Origin of the sequence: Emticicia sp. W12TSBA100-4 (genome assembly GCF_040253585.1) — a bacterium.
Classification (GTDB): domain Bacteria; phylum Bacteroidota; class Bacteroidia; order Cytophagales; family Spirosomataceae; genus Emticicia.
Genome location: NZ_JBELAU010000006.1, coordinates 320,734 through 337,016, shown reverse-complemented (window position 1 = coordinate 337,016; position 16,283 = coordinate 320,734). Strand labels below are relative to the sequence as shown.

The 16,283-nt window shown below is 38.5% G+C and carries 15 protein-coding genes; 12 read left to right on the top strand and 3 right to left on the bottom strand.

Annotated features, from left to right (window positions below; genetic code table 11):
• Nucleotides 1–68 precede the first annotated feature (68 nt).
• The 4 genes from ABR854_RS10630 (at nucleotide 69) to ABR854_RS10615 (ending at nucleotide 4,050) form a co-directional block, all read left to right on the top strand.
• The gene (locus ABR854_RS10630) at nucleotides 69–836 is read left to right on the top strand and encodes a hypothetical protein (RefSeq protein WP_350265374.1); all 768 of its coding nucleotides are present in this window, start codon (nucleotides 69–71) and stop codon (nucleotides 834–836) included.
• Between the two features lie 4 nt (nucleotides 837–840).
• Entirely contained in the window at nucleotides 841–1,734 is an 894-nt protein-coding gene (locus ABR854_RS10625; protein WP_350265373.1) for a helix-turn-helix domain-containing protein, read from the top strand.
• Between the two features lie 42 nt (nucleotides 1,735–1,776).
• A complete protein-coding gene (locus tag ABR854_RS10620) occupies nucleotides 1,777–2,760 on the top strand; it encodes an aldo/keto reductase (RefSeq protein ID WP_350265372.1) in 984 nt (327 codons plus the stop codon).
• 84 nt (nucleotides 2,761–2,844) lie between these two features.
• Entirely contained in the window at nucleotides 2,845–4,050 is a 1,206-nt protein-coding gene (locus ABR854_RS10615; RefSeq protein WP_350265371.1) for a multidrug effflux MFS transporter, read from the top strand.
• A 43-nt stretch (nucleotides 4,051–4,093) separates the two neighbouring features.
• Here the strand turns inward: ABR854_RS10615 and ABR854_RS10610 are convergent, their stop codons facing one another.
• On the bottom strand, nucleotides 4,094–4,507 hold the full coding sequence (locus ABR854_RS10610) for a Dabb family protein (protein WP_350265370.1): 414 nt from the start codon (nucleotides 4,505–4,507) through the stop codon (nucleotides 4,094–4,096).
• A 215-nt stretch (nucleotides 4,508–4,722) separates the two neighbouring features.
• Between ABR854_RS10610 and ABR854_RS10605 the strand changes: the two genes are divergently transcribed.
• The gene (locus ABR854_RS10605; RefSeq protein WP_350265369.1) at nucleotides 4,723–5,559 is read left to right on the top strand and encodes an AraC family transcriptional regulator; all 837 of its coding nucleotides are present in this window, start codon (nucleotides 4,723–4,725) and stop codon (nucleotides 5,557–5,559) included.
• Between the two features lie 3 nt (nucleotides 5,560–5,562).
• On the opposite strand, the gene ABR854_RS10600 is transcribed toward ABR854_RS10605, so the two are convergent.
• Nucleotides 5,563–6,450: a helix-turn-helix domain-containing protein gene (locus ABR854_RS10600; RefSeq protein ID WP_350265368.1), complete on the bottom strand. Its 888-nt coding sequence runs from the start codon at nucleotides 6,448–6,450 to the stop codon at nucleotides 5,563–5,565.
• Between the two features lie 153 nt (nucleotides 6,451–6,603).
• Here ABR854_RS10600 and ABR854_RS10595 point away from each other — a divergent pair, with 153 nt between their 5' ends.
• The 4 genes from ABR854_RS10595 to ABR854_RS10580 all read left to right on the top strand — a co-directional run bounded on the left by ABR854_RS10595 (nucleotide 6,604) and on the right by ABR854_RS10580 (nucleotide 10,754).
• A complete protein-coding gene (locus tag ABR854_RS10595; protein ID WP_350265367.1) occupies nucleotides 6,604–7,377 on the top strand; it encodes a hypothetical protein in 774 nt (257 codons plus the stop codon).
• 12 nt (nucleotides 7,378–7,389) lie between these two features.
• Nucleotides 7,390–7,854 carry a cyclophilin-like fold protein gene (locus ABR854_RS10590; RefSeq protein WP_350265366.1) on the top strand — a complete coding sequence of 155 codons (465 nt, stop codon included), beginning with the start codon at nucleotides 7,390–7,392 and terminating at the stop codon, nucleotides 7,852–7,854.
• A gap of 167 nt (nucleotides 7,855–8,021) precedes the next feature.
• Nucleotides 8,022–8,489 carry a (2Fe-2S)-binding protein gene (locus ABR854_RS10585; protein WP_350265365.1) on the top strand — a complete coding sequence of 156 codons (468 nt, stop codon included), beginning with the start codon at nucleotides 8,022–8,024 and terminating at the stop codon, nucleotides 8,487–8,489.
• A gap of 9 nt (nucleotides 8,490–8,498) precedes the next feature.
• Nucleotides 8,499–10,754 (top strand): xanthine dehydrogenase family protein molybdopterin-binding subunit, encoded by a 2,256-nt coding sequence (locus ABR854_RS10580; protein ID WP_350265364.1) that lies wholly within the window; start codon nucleotides 8,499–8,501, stop codon nucleotides 10,752–10,754.
• 81 nt (nucleotides 10,755–10,835) lie between these two features.
• Here the strand turns inward: ABR854_RS10580 and ABR854_RS10575 are convergent, their stop codons facing one another.
• Nucleotides 10,836–11,348 (bottom strand): PepSY-associated transmembrane domain-containing protein, encoded by a 513-nt coding sequence (locus ABR854_RS10575; RefSeq protein ID WP_350265363.1) that lies wholly within the window; start codon nucleotides 11,346–11,348, stop codon nucleotides 10,836–10,838.
• Nucleotides 11,349–11,710: 362 nt separating this feature from the next.
• Between ABR854_RS10575 and ABR854_RS10570 the strand changes: the two genes are divergently transcribed.
• The 3 genes from ABR854_RS10570 to ABR854_RS10560 all read left to right on the top strand — a co-directional run bounded on the left by ABR854_RS10570 (nucleotide 11,711) and on the right by ABR854_RS10560 (nucleotide 16,208).
• Nucleotides 11,711–13,156, top strand: a complete 1,446-nt coding sequence (locus ABR854_RS10570; RefSeq protein ID WP_350265362.1) for a GntP family permease — start codon at nucleotides 11,711–11,713, stop codon at nucleotides 13,154–13,156.
• Between the two features lie 171 nt (nucleotides 13,157–13,327).
• Nucleotides 13,328–14,857: a galactarate dehydratase gene (garD, locus tag ABR854_RS10565; protein WP_350265361.1), complete on the top strand. Its 1,530-nt coding sequence runs from the start codon at nucleotides 13,328–13,330 to the stop codon at nucleotides 14,855–14,857.
• A gap of 55 nt (nucleotides 14,858–14,912) precedes the next feature.
• Nucleotides 14,913–16,208: a glucarate dehydratase family protein gene (locus ABR854_RS10560; protein WP_350265360.1), complete on the top strand. Its 1,296-nt coding sequence runs from the start codon at nucleotides 14,913–14,915 to the stop codon at nucleotides 16,206–16,208.
• The last annotated feature ends 75 nt before the right edge of the window (nucleotides 16,209–16,283 follow it).

The following is a 16,283-nucleotide window of genomic DNA, read 5'->3' as shown; positions in this document are numbered from 1 at the left end:
ATTTTGTTTAAAATACTCATGTCAAAGCAGTAGTTTTGTAATAGAAAACAGACCTATTTTTTATTAAAATGAACTACCTAAAAAAAAACACTCTTTGTCTAAAAACAATCCTATTACTTCTTTTTTATAATACCGCAATTTTTGCCCAAAAAGCAGATTCACTCAAAAAAGCTGAACCATTGCATGCTTCTGCCAATATTCAAATCACGAATAATGGCGTATCGCTTTTTCCTAATTTAATGCTCGGTAAACCTGCCACGATTATCAATTTGACAGTTGGAAAAAAGCATATTTTCTTTGAACCCGAACTCCGTTGGAGACTCAACGGAGAGCCTTGGTCTTATATTTTTTGGCTGAGATACCGCTCGAAACGTACCGAACATTTTAGTTGGCACGTAGGAGCTCATCCTTCGTATGTTGTTCGCCCAAGTCAAGTGACAATCAACGGAAACTTAGAGAATAGATGGGTTGCAAATCGGTTTTTGGCGGCCGAATTTGTGCCAGTTTTGCATCATTCTGCCAAGTTTTCGTTGGGTTTACATATATTAGGCTCAAAAGGCTTAGATAAAAATTATGGAGTTCAGAAAAGTACTTATGTTTCACTCCAACCACGCTTTCCCAATATCGGAATCTCGAAAAACTATTATTTAGGCTTTTTTCCACAGGTTTTCCATCTGACTTTAGATGATAAAAAAGGCTATTATTACAGCCACATGATTAGTATCAATAGGAAAAAAATGCCCGTTTATCTCTCATCAATATTCACCTGTAAATTGAATTCTACGATTGCGGGTGATAACGTTGTTTGGAATGTTGCACTGAATGTAAAACTGTAAAATTATGAATAGTGGTTTCGAGTCATTAGAAGATTTTTATAATCGAAAATTTGAATGGATTCCCGAAAATCTGAGCAAAGATATTGGGCATGTAAATCTGTTTCGATTACCGCACCCTGCCAATAAACCAGTGCCGTATCGCCGACGAGATTTCTTTAAAGTCACCCTCTGTCGAGGTGGTAGTCGCATTCATTATGCCGATAAAGTTTTTTCGTTCGAGAAACAAGCACTTGTTTTTTCAAATCCTTTTATTCCTTATAAATGGGAACATATCGAGACAGAAGTTTTGGGTTTTTATGTGATTTTCAATGCAAACTTTTTTAATCAATTTGGTAATCTGATTCAGTACGAGGTTTTTCAGCCAACGGGTACGCACGTTTTTGAGTTAGACAATGCTCAATTTGAATATTTATATGGGATTTATGAGAAAATAGAGACCGAACTCGACTCTGAATACATTCATAAATACGATGCCATCAGAAATTTGATTTATGAGTTGATTCATTTTGCTATGAAAACTCGCCCATCGACTCGAATAGAGCAGCTACCGATAAATGCTTCGCAGCGAATCTATTGGTTGTTTTTGGAATTGCTCGAAAGACAATTCCCAATTGACGAAAACCATACCGAAATTAAACTAAGAACCGCCTCCGATTTTGCCGACCAGCTCAATGTTCACGTCAATCATCTCAATCGAGCGGTGAAAGAAACAAGTAGTAAAACAACTTCAAATCTAATTGGTGAACGGCTTTTGCAAGAAGCCAAAATTATGCTCAAACAAAGTAAATGGAATGTATCTGAAATAGCTTATTCGCTTGGTTTTCAAGAGGTTACACACTTTAACAATTTCTTTAAAAAACATACAGAAATGAGTCCAGTGAAATTTCGGAAGGCTTAAAAAAATTACAATCAATAATCTTTAAAACTAAATTTATCAACAATGAAAACCAGAATACTCGGCAAAAATTTAGAAGTTTCATCCATCGGCTTAGGCTGTATGGGAATGAGTTTTGGTTATGGCCCTGCGGGCGAAAAATCAGAAATGATAAAAGTGATTCGTACTGCCGTTGAGCAAGGGAATACATTTTTTGATACTGCCGAAGTTTATGGCCCATACACCAATGAAGAATTAGTAGGAGAGGCTTTAGCACCTTTTAAGAATGAAGTAGTGATTGCCACAAAATTTGGCTTCAATATCGTTGATGGAATAATGTCAGGTGTAAACTCTCGCCCCGAAAATATCAGAAAAGTGGCCGAAGAATCATTGAAAAGACTAAAAATTGAGGTAATTGACTTATTTTACCAACACCGAGTTGACCCAAATGTGCCAATCGAAGAGGTAGCAGGAACGGTAAAGGACTTGATTAAAGAAGGGAAAGTAAAACACTTTGGACTCTCGGAAGCGGGTGCAAGCACAATTCGTAAGGCTCATGCCGAGCAAGCAGTAACTGCCTTACAGTCAGAATATTCACTTTGGACACGCCAACACGAAAGCGAGATTATTCCAACTATCGAAGAGCTGGGAATTGGTTTTGTGCCGTTTAGTCCACTTGGAAGAGGCTTTTTGACAGGAAAATTAGACGAAACCACCACGTTTGCCGAAGGTGATATTCGTAATACTTTGCCACGATATACAGAAGAAGCACGAGTAGCCAATAAAGCTTTGCTTGGTGTTATCGAACGTTTTGCTCAAGAAAAAGAAGCCACTAATGCTCAAATTGCAATAGCTTGGATATTGGCTCAAAAACCGTGGATTGTACCGATTCCTGGAACTACAAAACTGCATCGTTTGACCGAAAATAATGGAGCAATCAACATCACTTTTACTGATTCAGAGTTAGCCGAATTAACAACCACCTCAGAAGAAGTGAAAGTGGTGGGAACGAGATATACCGAGGCAATGGAGAAATCGACGGGGCTTTGATTTATTTTGTGCTTACCTTTGCTTGTCTAATTGGTTTTAACGCTTTTGGTAAGCTTTTCCTTTTATCCAGTTTATAACTAACGAATGAATAATAACCGAACGATATTAATACTAATTCTTGGCTTGTTGTCGGCTATCGGGCCATTTTCGATTGACACTTATTTGTCGGGTTTTCCGAGTATTGCTGCCGATTTGAAAGTTACAGTTGATGATGTATCGTATTCATTATCAAGCTTTTTTATCGGAATTTCATTCGGCCAAATGCTTTATGGACCATTGCTCGACCGCTTTGGTCGTAAAATCCCTCTAATCATAGGTTTGGTTATTTACTTTTTTGCATCGGTTGGTTGTGCATTGGCAACTTCTATCGAAATGCTCATTGTTTTACGTTTCTTGCAAGCCTTAGGTGGTTGTGTGGGCATGGTTGCTCCAAGAGCTATCGTGAGAGATAGTTTCCCTGTACAAGAAAGTGCCAAAATCTTTTCTACATTGATTCTAATTCTTGGTGTTTCGCCTATCATTGCACCCACAGTTGGTAGTTATATGATTACGGCTTTGGGCTGGCATTCGGTGTTTTGGCTGCAAGGAGGCATGGGTTTATTGCTGTTTTTGGCAGTGGTTTTTCTGTTGGCCGAAAGCAAAAAGCCCGATGAAAGTATCTCATTAAAACCCCGACATATTATACCGAGCTTCTTTAATATTTTCCGAAATCCGCAGTTTTTTACCTATGCTTTTGCGGGTTCTATGGTTTCAGGGGGAGTGTATGCTTATTTATCAGGGTCGCCATTTGTGTTTATGAAAATATACCACGTAACCGAACAGCAATACGGGTGGATATTTGGCTTGTTGGCGGGTGGACTAATTCTAAGCAGCCAACTCAACAATTTGGCTCTCAGAAAATTTCGTTCCGAACAAATCGTTAGAGTTGTCTTAACCATTCAAACCATCGTAGGTACTATTCTGTGTGTTGCAAGTGCATTCGATTGCTTGAATCTATACAGTCTGATTTTGCTTATTTTCTTGTTTCTGTGCTGTCAAGGGTTTAGTTTTCCTAATTCTTCGGCACTTTCATTAGCCCCTTTCTCGAAAGAAGCAGGAAGTGCTTCGGCACTTTTGGGAGCAATTCAGATGGGAATTGGCTCATTATCAGCAGCTTTAGTTGGTTTTTTAAGCAACGGAACGAGCTTGCCAATGACCGCCGTAATGGCAGGTTGTGCTTTACTCGGTTTGACTATTTTTAGAGTTGGACGAATGGTTTTGGAGAAAACTAATAAAGCAGTTCTGAACTAAAGACAGATGCCCCGAATCAGTATGCCAATTCGGGGCATTTATCTCAACCTTTTCTCTTCGTTCCAACCGAGTCATAGACAATTACTTTTTCCCAAAGATGAGAGTAATCGGCAACGAATTTTAGATGAACTGGGTGTTTTTGATAGATTTCTTCGTCTTCGAGATTCTCAAAAAATAATAGCCAAGAAACAGCATATCCACGCTCAATAACGCTTCTGTTGGTGCTGGCTGGCGTGCCAATATGTGCCATTTTGATCTCCGAAACTTTCGATAGCACATCTAAACCCTCAATCAATTTGGCTTTGTCAGCTTCCGAATTTGGATTTTTCAACCAAAAATAAACATGATGAACAAATAGTTCGCTTTTTACTATTTTTTCCGAACCCAGTGTTGTGGCAAATGCCAACGGAGCAATGGCGTTTGTTTTTAAGAATTTTCTTCGTGTTGATTTTTCCATTTCTATATTATTTAATATTATATTTTGTATATTTCCATTATTTATTTCTCGAAATTCCAACTTCATTGATAGGCAAAAATCTGATTTTTGACCAATAAAATATCATTTTGTAAGTTAGAACAATTATTACTCTGCAAAACTAATTGAAAAACATTTTTTGTTAATTGTAAAAATCCAACATATATTGGTGCTTTTGCGACTATCTTCATATTATCATGCAGCGATACCTACTTCATACGCCTTTTAGTATTTATCACTTTGAAGCTAAGACATGGGATCATCCCGTGCATAAGCATACGTATTTTGAGATTATTTTTATTCTGAAAGGAAATGGCATTCATAACATCAACGGTAATACATTCGATTATACCGAAGGAGATGTTTTTATGTTAGGGCCAGAGGATTTCCATAATTTTGAAATTGATACCCTGACTGAGTTCTGTTTCGTAAGATTCAATGATTCGATTTATAAAAATTATACCGATGAAAAAGATAGCCTTTGGCAGCAAGTGACGAATACATTATTATATACATCGTCGCAGAGCCGCGGCACAATAGTACGTGATAAACAAGAGCGTAAAAAACTTCATAGTTTATTGGCTGTGCTGGAAGAAGAAAATGAGAACCCAAATTCAAAATATTTTGACAGTATACGCACAAGTATCATGCGAAGTATTATGATAATTCTTGCTCGAAATCTTTTTGGAGAAACACTTGTCAGTCCAGTCTTAAAAGATTCGGTAGAAGCGATTTTGGTTTATATTAAGAAGCACATATATGAGCCTACAAAACTCACGATTGAACATTTAGCCGATGTTTTTAATTATTCGCCCGATTATATCAGTATATTTTTTAAGAAACACACTGGCGAATCAATCAAGCAGTTTATTACCAAATACAAAATGAAACTTATCGAAATACGTCTTTTATACAGTCAACTGACAATAGGGGAGATTGCCGATGAGTTTGGGTATATTGATGAAAGCCATTTTTGTAAGCAATTCAAGAAATTTACAGGTAGTACGCCGACAGCTTTCCGAAAAATAGTTTAGTGTTTAATTCAATCCCCGAAATTCATTCGGACTCACCCCAATTTTTTGTTTGAAAAGCCTTGTGAAATGCTGAGGGTGTTTGAAACCTAATTCATAAGCAACTTCACTGACTGATTTGGTGGTGTCCAAAATTTTCTCTTTGGCAGCTTCCAATAATTTTAGATGGATAAATTCTAAGGCCGATTTACCCGTTTCTTTCTTAATTAAATCTCCAAAATAATTGGCTGAAAGATGCAATTCATCGGCAAAGTAGGCTACCGAAGGCAGGCCTTCTGTTTTAAGTTTTTCGCTAAAAATATAGTTATTGAGTAATGTTTCAAACCGCTCTATGATACCTTGATTGGCATTTTCACGGGTAATAAATTGGCGGTCGTAGAAACGAGAGCAATACTTTAAAAGTAATTCGAGATTAGCGACAATCAATTTTTTGCTATGTCGGTCAATATTTTGGCTGATTTCGGTGGCAATATTCTCAAAACAATGATTCACTATCTCTCGTTCTCTATCTGAAAGATGCAGAGCTTCACTCGACTGATAACCAAAGAATGAATATTCGTGAATCTGCTTACCCAAACTTGTTCCTCTGATAATGTCAGGATGAAAAATCAGAGCTGTGCCGTAAGGTTGGTGTAATTCGCCTTCGGGTTCGTTGGTAATTATTTGATTGGGGCTAAAAAACACTACACTCCCCTCCGAATAGTCATAGTATTTATTGCCATATCGAATATCTCCGCAGTTTGTTTCTTTGATAATAATGGCATAAAAATTCAGTGTAAACTTGGTTCGTACCAATTCATTCGACTTATTCAAATCAACCAAATTGATTAGCGGATGCAGCGTTTTGTTGTTGAAAGTTTCGCTGTATTTTTTTATCGTATCGTAAATTACCATCGTCCTTTTTTTACCAAAACTAAATATAAAAAACATCAATTAAATAGCTATCTGTAAAATTGGTAAGTAAAACCGTAAAATGTATAAAAGTATTGGTATGGAAGCTTTATACTTTTGCAGTAAAGTTGTTTTAAATGCTTTAACTGTCTATCAATGAAATACTTATACTCAATTTTGTTATTAGTTACGTTTACATTTTTTTTCCAAACAGCAGTCGCTCAATCGGTCGATAGCACCAAAAATATTTCTTCTTTTTCGGGGTCGGTGGGGTTTACCAATAATGGTTTTTCTATCATTCCTACATTTTCATTGAACAGCCCCGCTTTTGTGGCCAATCTATCTTTTAGAAAAAAAAGATTCAGCTTTGAGCCTGATATTCGCCTTGTTCCCACTGCCCAAAATGGTGGTTTAATTTGGTGGTTGCGTTATCAACTGCTTGATAAAAAGAAGTTTGGTTTAAGAGTCGGTACACATCCTGCTTTCACGCTCATCCGCCGAACCGATACTGAAAATGGAACTACAAAAGAAATCACCGAAATGCTTCGTTTTCTGGCCTTTGAGGTTGTGCCGAGTTATCAATTCAACAATAAATTTGGTTTAAGTGCGATGTATTTGCAAGGGAACAGACTTCAAAAGCACGGCCCGCAGTTGACTCGTGTTTTGTTTTTGAATACAAGCATTACCAATATTAGTTTGAGTAAAAATCTTAGTTTTAATTTATTCCCTTCCATTTATTTTTTATATACTGATGGCTATCGAGGCGATTATTTGACGGTTACAGGTGCTTTAACTCATAAAAAACTGCCGTTTAGTCTGCAATCTACTATTAATCAGACCTTTACCTCGAATGTTCCTGGTAATAAGGATTTTATGTGGAATGTGACGTTGAATTATAACTTCAAGAAGATTTACAGGAAAATAAACTAAACATCCAGACAAATGAAACGATTAATTTTATTCTTTTTTGCTCAATTGTTCATCGGTTTCTTTGTTTCGTGCAAAGCCGAAAATCAAGTTTCTATTAAAATTATGAACGAAAATTCTAATCCGATAAGCGGACATAAACTAAAAATCAAAGTAGGCGACAAGGTTTTCACAGCCACACTTTTGGATAATGCCACTTCCAAAGCATTTGTAGCACAATTACCATTAACAATTAAGATGAATGAGCTAAACAACAACGAAAAGTTCGCCTCTTTGCCCCAAAATGTTCCTACCAACGCAACCGTACCGTCGAGCATTCAAGCGGGAGATTTGATGATGTATGGGTCAAGTACATTGGTACTTTTCTACAGAGGCTTTTCAACTTCATACAGCTATACCAAAATCGGAAAAATTGATGATGTAACGGGACTTGTGGCCGCACTTGGAACTGATGATGTAACAGTGAGTTTTGAGTTATAATGAGTCATTTGTGAAATAGTTTAAGGAAATGCAAAAGCTACGAATCAAACATCTAAGATTCGTGGCTTTTTGTTTGAAATTCGTAAGTTTCTATTTGAAAAACATTGTTTTATGTAGATTTCTTTATATATTTTTGTTAAATTTTAAAAAGAGCTAAATACAGCATTATGGCAAAATATTCTCTAAAAATCAACGGAAAAACGCAACAAGTCGATGTTGACCCTTCGACACCTATTTTATGGGTTTTGCGTGACCACCTCAATATGCCTGGAACTAAATTCGGCTGTGGCATGGCTCAGTGCGGAGCTTGTACCATCCATTTAGATGGCAATGCTACACGTTCATGTGTGTTGCCTGTTTCGACCATCGGAAAATCTGCCATTACAACTATCGAAGGGCTTTCTGAAAATGGCACCCATCCTGTTCAAAAAGCGTGGCTCGAACATGATGTTGCCCAATGCGGATATTGTCAAGGAGGGCAAATCATGTCGGCAGCGGCATTACTGAAAAGCAATCCAAAACCAACAGATGAAGATATTGACAACGCCATGAGCGGCAATATCTGCCGTTGTGGAACCTATTTGAGAATTAAGGAGGCAATTAAAACAGCCGCTAAAACATCAAACACTAAATAAGAAAAGACTATGAAAAATATAAAATCACAAAGTAGAAGAGATTTTTTAAGGTCTTCGGCTCTGGCAGGAGGTGGCTTGATGCTTAGTTTTAGTTGGTTTTCTGAAGCAAAAGCCGCTGAAAAAGTAGCAGAATTGAACGTAGCTGAAACTTGGAGCGAGCTTGCCGCATACATAAAAATTACACCTGAAAATGTCATTAAGATTTTAGTGCCAAACCCAGAATTTGGTCAAAATGTAATGACTTCACTGCCAATGATGGTAGCAGAAGATTTGGATTGTGATTGGAAAAATGTGGTTGTAGAAATGGGTACACACGATAACGTGAAATACGGCCCACAATTTACAGGTGGCAGTAATTCTGTAAGAATGTATTGGAAACCCTTGAGAAATGCAGGTGCAGCGGCTCGTCAAATGCTCATCGAAGCGGCCGCTCAAACTTGGGGCGTTCCTGCAACTGAAATCACAACCAAAGCAGGTATTCTATCTCATTCAAGTGGAAAATCAGCAAAATATGGCGAAATGGCCGCAAAAGCTTCAACATTGACTGTTCCGAAAGATGTGAAGTTAAAATCGCCAAAAGACTTTTCGATTGTTAGAAATTCAAAGAAAAACTCAGAAGGTGTAAAGGTAGTTACAGGAAAACCACTTTTCGGAATAGATTATAAGGTTGACGGGATGTTAATTGCCATGATTCAGCATCCGCCAGCGTTTGGTATGAAATTAAAATCTTTTGATGCCACCGCCGCAAAAAAAATGCCTGGTATCAAAGATATTTTTAGTTTCAAACTCTATGATGATGGTTTTGAGCAAGCAGGTTTCGATACCCGTGCCTTCAATGAAATGATTGCCGTAGTTGGAAATTCTACTTGGGAGGTAATGAATGCCCGCAAGAAGATAAATGCTCAATGGGAAGCGGCTGGTGATGTGACAGAAACCATGATGGGCAGAGGCGGAAAAACTGAAAAAATAGTTCCTGCAAGATTAGAAACAACAGCAAAGCAATTTGAAATGATGGCTGAATATGCCGCAAAGCCAGCCAAAGAATTAAGAAAAGACGGTGACCCTGAAACAGCTTTCAAAAACGCTGCTCAGGTTATCGAGCGTACATACAATGCTCCGTTTTTGGCACATAACACAATGGAGCCAATGAACTTTTTCGCCCATGTACAAGATGATAAAGCCTTAGTGGCTGGACCATTACAAGCACCAGGTTGGGTAGAGCCTTCACTTGGAAAGCTTCTAAATTTACCTGCCGATAAGATTGAGATTCAGATGACTCGCATGGGTGGCGGTTTTGGTCGTAGAGCCTACGGGTCGTATGTATATGAAGCGGCTCGAATTTCTCAAAAACTTAAAGCTCCCGTAAAATTGATTTATACCCGTGAAGACGATATGACCTACGGAATTTATCGCCCTATGTACACCGCTACTTATCGTGCGGCTTTGGATGCCAATAAAAATCTGATAGGTTTTCATGTAACAGGTGGTGGTATTCCAGAAAACCCAGTTCATGCCAATCGTTTTCCTGCGGGTGCAGTTGATAATTATTTGGCCGATGGCTGGGAGATTCCATCAAACATTACGATTGGTGCGTTTAGAGCTCCACGTTCAAACTTCAATGCAGCAGCCGAGCAATCGTTTTTGGATGAAGTGGCCGAAGCAATGGGCAAAGACCCAATCGCTTTCCGTCTTGATTTGTTGAAACGTGCCAAAGAAAATCCAGTTAGCAAAAACAACGATTATGACGCAAGCAGATATATCGGTGTTTTGGAATTATTAAAAGAAAAATCAGGTTGGGGGAAACCCGAAAATGCGAACAAAAAACGTGGTGTAGCTGCTTATTTCTGCCATGCTTCGTATGCTGCTCACGTAGTAGATATGGTTATGCGAGATGGACAGCCGTATGTTGAATCTGTTACGAGTGCCGTTGATTGTGGGGTAGTTGTGAACCCAGATGCCGCCCGAAATATGGTGCAAGGTGCAGTAGTTGATGGCATCGGACAGTCGTTTTACGGAGCATTGACCCACAAAGCGGGTGTTCCTGAGCAAAACAATTTCCATAATTATCGCATGATTCGCCATAACGAAGCTCCACAAAAAATTGATGTGCATTTCGTAGAAAATGACATCGACCCGACGGGTCTTGGCGAACCTCCATTTCCACCCGTATTCGGTGCGGTGGCCAATGCTTTGTTTAAAACTACTGGCAAACGTTATTATAATCAGCCGTTTATGTCGGAGCAACCGAATCAGAAAAGTAGTTAAGTTTTAAATATTTTGCCGTGCGACAGTTACCACGAATACACGAAAAAGATTCGTGTATTCGTGGTATTTTTTTGCTGAATATTATACAAAGAGCATGATAAGTGTCAAAACAATTCCACCAAGTGCAAAGTAAATTCCTTTTTTGAAGATTTTAGTGCCTGGCAAAAACATCCAGAACGAAGAGATTACAAAAAAGAATAATGAAACACCGAAAAACAGATTTAAATAAAAAAGCGGGTCATTGGTGGTTGCTTTGTGAAGATGCTCCATTTTGCCTAAAATATACGGCAATTCCTTTTTCTCGGCTTTCAACTCTCCAGTTTGGCTATTGTACTGTCCACCTTTAAAATATATAATACCATTTTCTTCCTTGTCAACATTCACTTTCATCTTTAAAATAGGGCTGAGTTGTTCGGCTTTGAGGTTGGGTTCAACCGTTTTCTCAATTTTTACAACATTTTTAAGAAAATCAGTATTTCTGAACACCATTATGATTCCACTAATAGAATACACCGCCATGATTCCTGCAAGAAAAAATCCTAAATAGCGGTGATATTCCCGCATGGTTTGGTTGATTTGAGTTGGTTTTGCCATTGTTTTTAAGTTTAATGATTTAAAAAATAGATAAATTTTTAGTGAAAGAAAATTCCAAAATTAGGTTTTCAACTTTGTTTGGGCCATGTTAAGCCTAAACCTGTACTAAAACCTTTATTAGATGATTCAATATACAAATTAAGTAACTTTTAAATACTAAACTGGAAAAATGAGTTAAACTCGGAAAATTCTGCGGTGAATCAAAAAAAGTTCTAGCAGGATACTGAATTTGACATTAAGGAATAAAAACACTCGTCCAAAAAGTATTATATTTTGGCATTATATCAATAGAAAATAGGATTGAGATTATATACTTTTGTTTAATCATTCAGCCCTATTTCTAAAACTATAAAATCTTTCACATGGCAGACCCTATTTTGATTCTTCTCGTAGGCGTTGTTATCGTTGTTGGCGGTATCATTGGCTTTAAACTGCATCCTTTTTTAGCTTTATTATTGGCTGCCTTGGCTGTGGCATTGCTTACGCCAACCGAATTTGTGCAGCAATATTTCATGTCAAAAGGAATGTCGGAGGTCGAAGCTCTTAAAGCCGCTCATAAAAGTATTGGAGAGAGGATAGGAGTAGAGTTTGGCAATACTTGTGCAAAAATAGGCATTTTGATAGCAATGGCTGCTATCATAGGTAAAGCAATGCTTGATAGCGGTGCTGCCGAAAAAATAATTAGAGCCATGCTCAAAATTACGGGCGAAAAAAATGCTCCCGTTGGCTTTATTTTGAGTAGTTTTTTCCTAACGATTCCTGTGTTTGTCGATACTGTAATATTCTTGATGATGCCACTCGCCAAAGCAATGGGAATGCGACTAAAGAAAAATTATTTACTTCTCGCTCTCTCGGTAATCGCTGGAGCAGTGATGGCCAATTCTTATGTTCCACCTTCACCTGGACCATTATATTTAGTAAGTGCCATGAATGTTCCGATTGGACTGATGATGGTTTGTGGTTCAATTCTTGGCCTTTGTACTATCACAGTTGGCTATTTGATAGCGATTTACCTTAATAAAAAATTTGATATTCCTCTTCGTGACTCGCCCGATGCTCGTCTGGAAGACATCAAAGCCATTGCCGAAAAAGATGACAAAGAATTACCTTCTCTGGGTTGGGCTTTATTACCTGCGGTTTTCCCTTTGGTTACGATTTGTATTCGTTCGGCGTTTGAAGCTTTCGTAAAAACCAAAGAGCTACTGACCGATTCTGCCATTATCAATCAATTCATTGACATCGTTTTGTTTTTCGGCGATAAAAATATTGCTTTATTGATGGGGGCAGTTTTTGCATTGTTGGTTCTGTCAAATCAGAAAAAAACTACCAAAGATAAGCTAACGGCATTTGTGCAAACTGCCCTGATGAGCGGCGGCGGAATTATTTTAATAACAGCCGCTGGAGGTGCTTTTGGCGGAATGTTGCAGCAAACGGGTATTAGTAGCCGCATTGCCGATTTAACGAAAGATTACCAAATGGCCTTGATTCCGTTGGCGTTTTTTATTACGATGGTTGTTCGCACTGCACAAGGTTCGGCAACAGTGGCTTTGATAACTGCTTCAGGAATTTTAGCAGGAATGGCACAAAATGCCAATCTTGGGTTTCATCCCGTGTATTTATGCTTAGCAATTGGAAGCGGAGCAAAACTTATTCCGTGGATGAACGACGCAGGTTTTTGGATAATGTGTAAAACATCAAATCTAACCGAGCAAGAAGCCCTCAAAACCATTGCACCTATGCAAAGTTTGATGGGTCTGGCTGGCGTAATTCTAACAATGATTGCCGCTTGGATTTTTCCTATGGTATAATTGGTGATTGGTAAACTGGTGACTGGTTATTGGTCTATTTGTGACTGGTTTTGTGAACTCAAAATGCTTTTTATTATAAATAATTGTATGTTTTTTTAATTAATACACCAATAAGCAGTTTACCAGTCCACTAATAACTAATCCACCAAGTAACCAATAAACTATAAAAGGATGCAAAATATAGTAATAAAAACAAGTCCAAAAGATAACGTAGCAATCGTAGCCAATCCGACAGGACTAAAACGAGGAGCAATCGTACTTGATGGAGTTGTTCTCGAAGAAGATATTCCAATGGGTCATAAAGTAGCCTTAAAGTCTTTCGATGAAGGTGAAAAAATCATTCGATATGGACAGGTAATTGGTTTTGCAAATAAGAGTATCGAAAAGGGAAGTTGGGTAAACGAAAGCAATATCAGTATGCCACAACCGCCTAATTTGGAGGAAATTCCTTATGTGAAACCGAACATTCTGCAAACAGAACTTCCTAAAGATTTTACATTCCAAGGCTATAAGAACTCAGATGGAAGCGTAGGCACTAAAAACGTTTTAGGTATTACCACCAGTGTGCAGTGCGTTGCAGGAATTACGAATTTCATCGAAAATAAAATAAGAAAAGAATTATTGCCACTTTATCCAAACGTCGATGATGTGGTAGCTTTTAATCATAGTTATGGTTGCGGCATTGCGATTGACGCATCAGCGGCAATTATTCCAATTCGTACCATTAAACACATTGCTCAAAACCCAAATTTTGGCGGGGAAATTATGATAATTGGCTTGGGTTGTGAGAAATTGAGACCTGAAAGATTAGCCCCCACCGCCCCTGATGGGGGAGCCTCCGCTTCGATTCTTTATTTACAAGATGAATCCTTTGAGGGTTTCTACGAAATGGTTGATGGAATTATGGAAATGGCTGAAAGGCATCTCAAAAAACTCAATCAACGAAAGCGAGAAACTTGCTCAGTTGCTGATTTGGTCGTAGGTATGCAATGTGGAGGAAGTGATGCTTTTTCGGGTCTGACAGGAAATCCTGTTTCGGGTTTTGCCGCTGATTTGATTGTGAAAGCAGGCGGAACGGTGTTTTTCTCAGAAGTTACTGAAGTGCGAGATGCTGTACATTTGCTTGTTCCTCGCTGTGAAAGTGAAGAAGTTGCCCAAAAACTCAAAGACGAAATGGCTTGGTATGATAATTACCTAAATCAAGGAAAAGCCGACCGCAGTGCGAATACAACTCCTGGAAACAAAGGTGGCGGATTGAGTAATATTGTAGAAAAAGCACTTGGTTCGGTCGTGAAATCTGGTACAAGTCCGATTGTAGATGTGATTTCACCAGGGGAAAAGATTCGTAAAAAAGGATTAAATTTTGTGGCAACGCCAGCCAGTGATTTTGTTTGTGGAACTCTCCAATTGGCGGCTGGAATGAATATGCACGTTTTTATTACGGGTCGTGGCACGCCTTATGGGCTAAATATGGTTCCTGTTATAAAAGTAAGCTCAAATACAAAACTCGCCAACCGCTGGCATGATTTGATAGATTTTGATGCTGGTCCAGTAGCTTTCGGGCAACAAACTATTGAAGAAATGGGCTGGGAATTATTTCACCTAATACTCGAAATTGCCAGCGGAAACAAAAAAGTAGCAACTGATAAATTGGGGCTTTATAATGATTTGGTCTTATTCAATCCAGGGCCTTTGACATAATTATTCAAGCGACGGCATCGCTCTGAGCGATGCCGTCGCTAAAACTTATAAAACAATGAAATTTCCAAAAATTAAAGAATTCCATATTATACCCATTGCGGTTGTTGACCCTCCATTGCTCAATGCTGCTGGGCTTCATGCACCTTATGCTTTACGTACGGTTGTCGAACTCGTAACCGAAGACGGCATAAGCGGCGTAAGCGAAATACCAGGCAATATCGAAATAGATAAAGCCCTCGAAAAAAGCCGACAATTTATTATTGGCCAAGACCCATTTCAATTAAATCAAATTCGAGATATTCTGGCCGCAAATTTCGATTCTGAAGATACCATAAAAAGAGGTGATACTCCGTGGGACCAACGTACTTTAGTTCATATTTTTAGTTCGATTGAAGTAGCTTGTCTGGATATTGTTGGTAAAATCGTCAATCGACCAGTAGTTGATTTATTGGGTGGCAAACGCCGTGACAGAGTACCATTTTCTGCTTATCTTTTTTATAAATACGAAGGTGCAGGTGGTGAATTTGAGTTTGGAATAGACCCAAATGCCACAGGTTGGGCGGCAGCTCGACAAGCAAGTGCTTTGAATCCGATTGAGATTGTGGCTCAAGCAAAGGCCATGTGCAAAGAATTTGGTTTTCAGTCGATTAAGCTCAAAGGAGGTGTTTTTGAACCACGTCAAGAAGTAGATGCGATTTTTGCTTTACATGAGGCTTTTGGAAAAGATACCCCTTTGAGAATAGACCCAAATGCTCTTTGGACGGTAGAAACTTCTATCAAATATGGCAAAGAAATGGAAGGGATTATTGAATATTTGGAAGACCCGTGCCGTGGACAAGAAAACATGGCTGCCGTAAGAAAAGCCTTGAAAACGCCACTGGCAACCAATATGTGTACGACTTCGTTTGAAGATATACCCAAAAGTTATTCTTTGGGTGCGGAAGACATTATTTTATCAGACCACCATTTTTGGGGAGGCTTGCAAGATTCTATGAAACTGGCTGCCATCTGTCAGACTTTTGGCCGAGATTTATCTATGCACTCCAATTCGCATTTGGGCATTTCATTGGCAGCAATGGTGCATTTGGGTGCAGCCATTCCGAATTTCAAGTATGCCCTTGATACACATTATCCATGGCAGTCAGATGAAATTATTGTTGGCGGACGCATGAAGTTTGAAGATGGAGCAGTAGCCGTACCAACTGGCCCGGGTTTGGGAGTTGAACTCGACCGAGTAGCTTTGGCAAAATTGCATGAAAACTATAAAAAGTGCGGACTAACCAAACGAAATGACGAAATAGAAATGCAGAAAGTACAACCAGATTGGAAATTTAAAGCGACAAGATGGTAATTTCTAATGATAAATGAGGAAGTATTAATGTTTAATGGAATAAAATTTCAATACTCATTTTCCTTATTTATCTTA

Excerpts from the sequence above, each read along its gene's own strand:
- ABR854_RS10630 (WP_350265374.1), top strand. The coding sequence starts at position 69 with ATGAACTACCTAAAAAAAAACACTCTTTGTCTAAAAACAATCCTATTA.
- ABR854_RS10625 (WP_350265373.1), top strand. The coding sequence starts at position 841 with ATGAATAGTGGTTTCGAGTCATTAGAAGATTTTTATAATCGAAAATTT.
- ABR854_RS10620 (WP_350265372.1), top strand. The coding sequence starts at position 1,777 with ATGAAAACCAGAATACTCGGCAAAAATTTAGAAGTTTCATCCATCGGC.
- ABR854_RS10615 (WP_350265371.1), top strand. The coding sequence starts at position 2,845 with ATGAATAATAACCGAACGATATTAATACTAATTCTTGGCTTGTTGTCG.
- ABR854_RS10610 (WP_350265370.1), bottom strand. The coding sequence starts at position 4,507 with ATGGAAAAATCAACACGAAGAAAATTCTTAAAAACAAACGCCATTGCT.
- ABR854_RS10605 (WP_350265369.1), top strand. The coding sequence starts at position 4,723 with ATGCAGCGATACCTACTTCATACGCCTTTTAGTATTTATCACTTTGAA.
- ABR854_RS10600 (WP_350265368.1), bottom strand. The coding sequence starts at position 6,450 with ATGGTAATTTACGATACGATAAAAAAATACAGCGAAACTTTCAACAAC.
- ABR854_RS10595 (WP_350265367.1), top strand. The coding sequence starts at position 6,604 with ATGAAATACTTATACTCAATTTTGTTATTAGTTACGTTTACATTTTTT.
- ABR854_RS10590 (WP_350265366.1), top strand. The coding sequence starts at position 7,390 with ATGAAACGATTAATTTTATTCTTTTTTGCTCAATTGTTCATCGGTTTC.
- ABR854_RS10585 (WP_350265365.1), top strand. The coding sequence starts at position 8,022 with ATGGCAAAATATTCTCTAAAAATCAACGGAAAAACGCAACAAGTCGAT.
- ABR854_RS10580 (WP_350265364.1), top strand. The coding sequence starts at position 8,499 with ATGAAAAATATAAAATCACAAAGTAGAAGAGATTTTTTAAGGTCTTCG.
- ABR854_RS10575 (WP_350265363.1), bottom strand. The coding sequence starts at position 11,348 with ATGGCAAAACCAACTCAAATCAACCAAACCATGCGGGAATATCACCGC.
- ABR854_RS10570 (WP_350265362.1), top strand. The coding sequence starts at position 11,711 with ATGGCAGACCCTATTTTGATTCTTCTCGTAGGCGTTGTTATCGTTGTT.
- garD (WP_350265361.1), top strand. The coding sequence starts at position 13,328 with ATGCAAAATATAGTAATAAAAACAAGTCCAAAAGATAACGTAGCAATC.
- ABR854_RS10560 (WP_350265360.1), top strand. The coding sequence starts at position 14,913 with ATGAAATTTCCAAAAATTAAAGAATTCCATATTATACCCATTGCGGTT.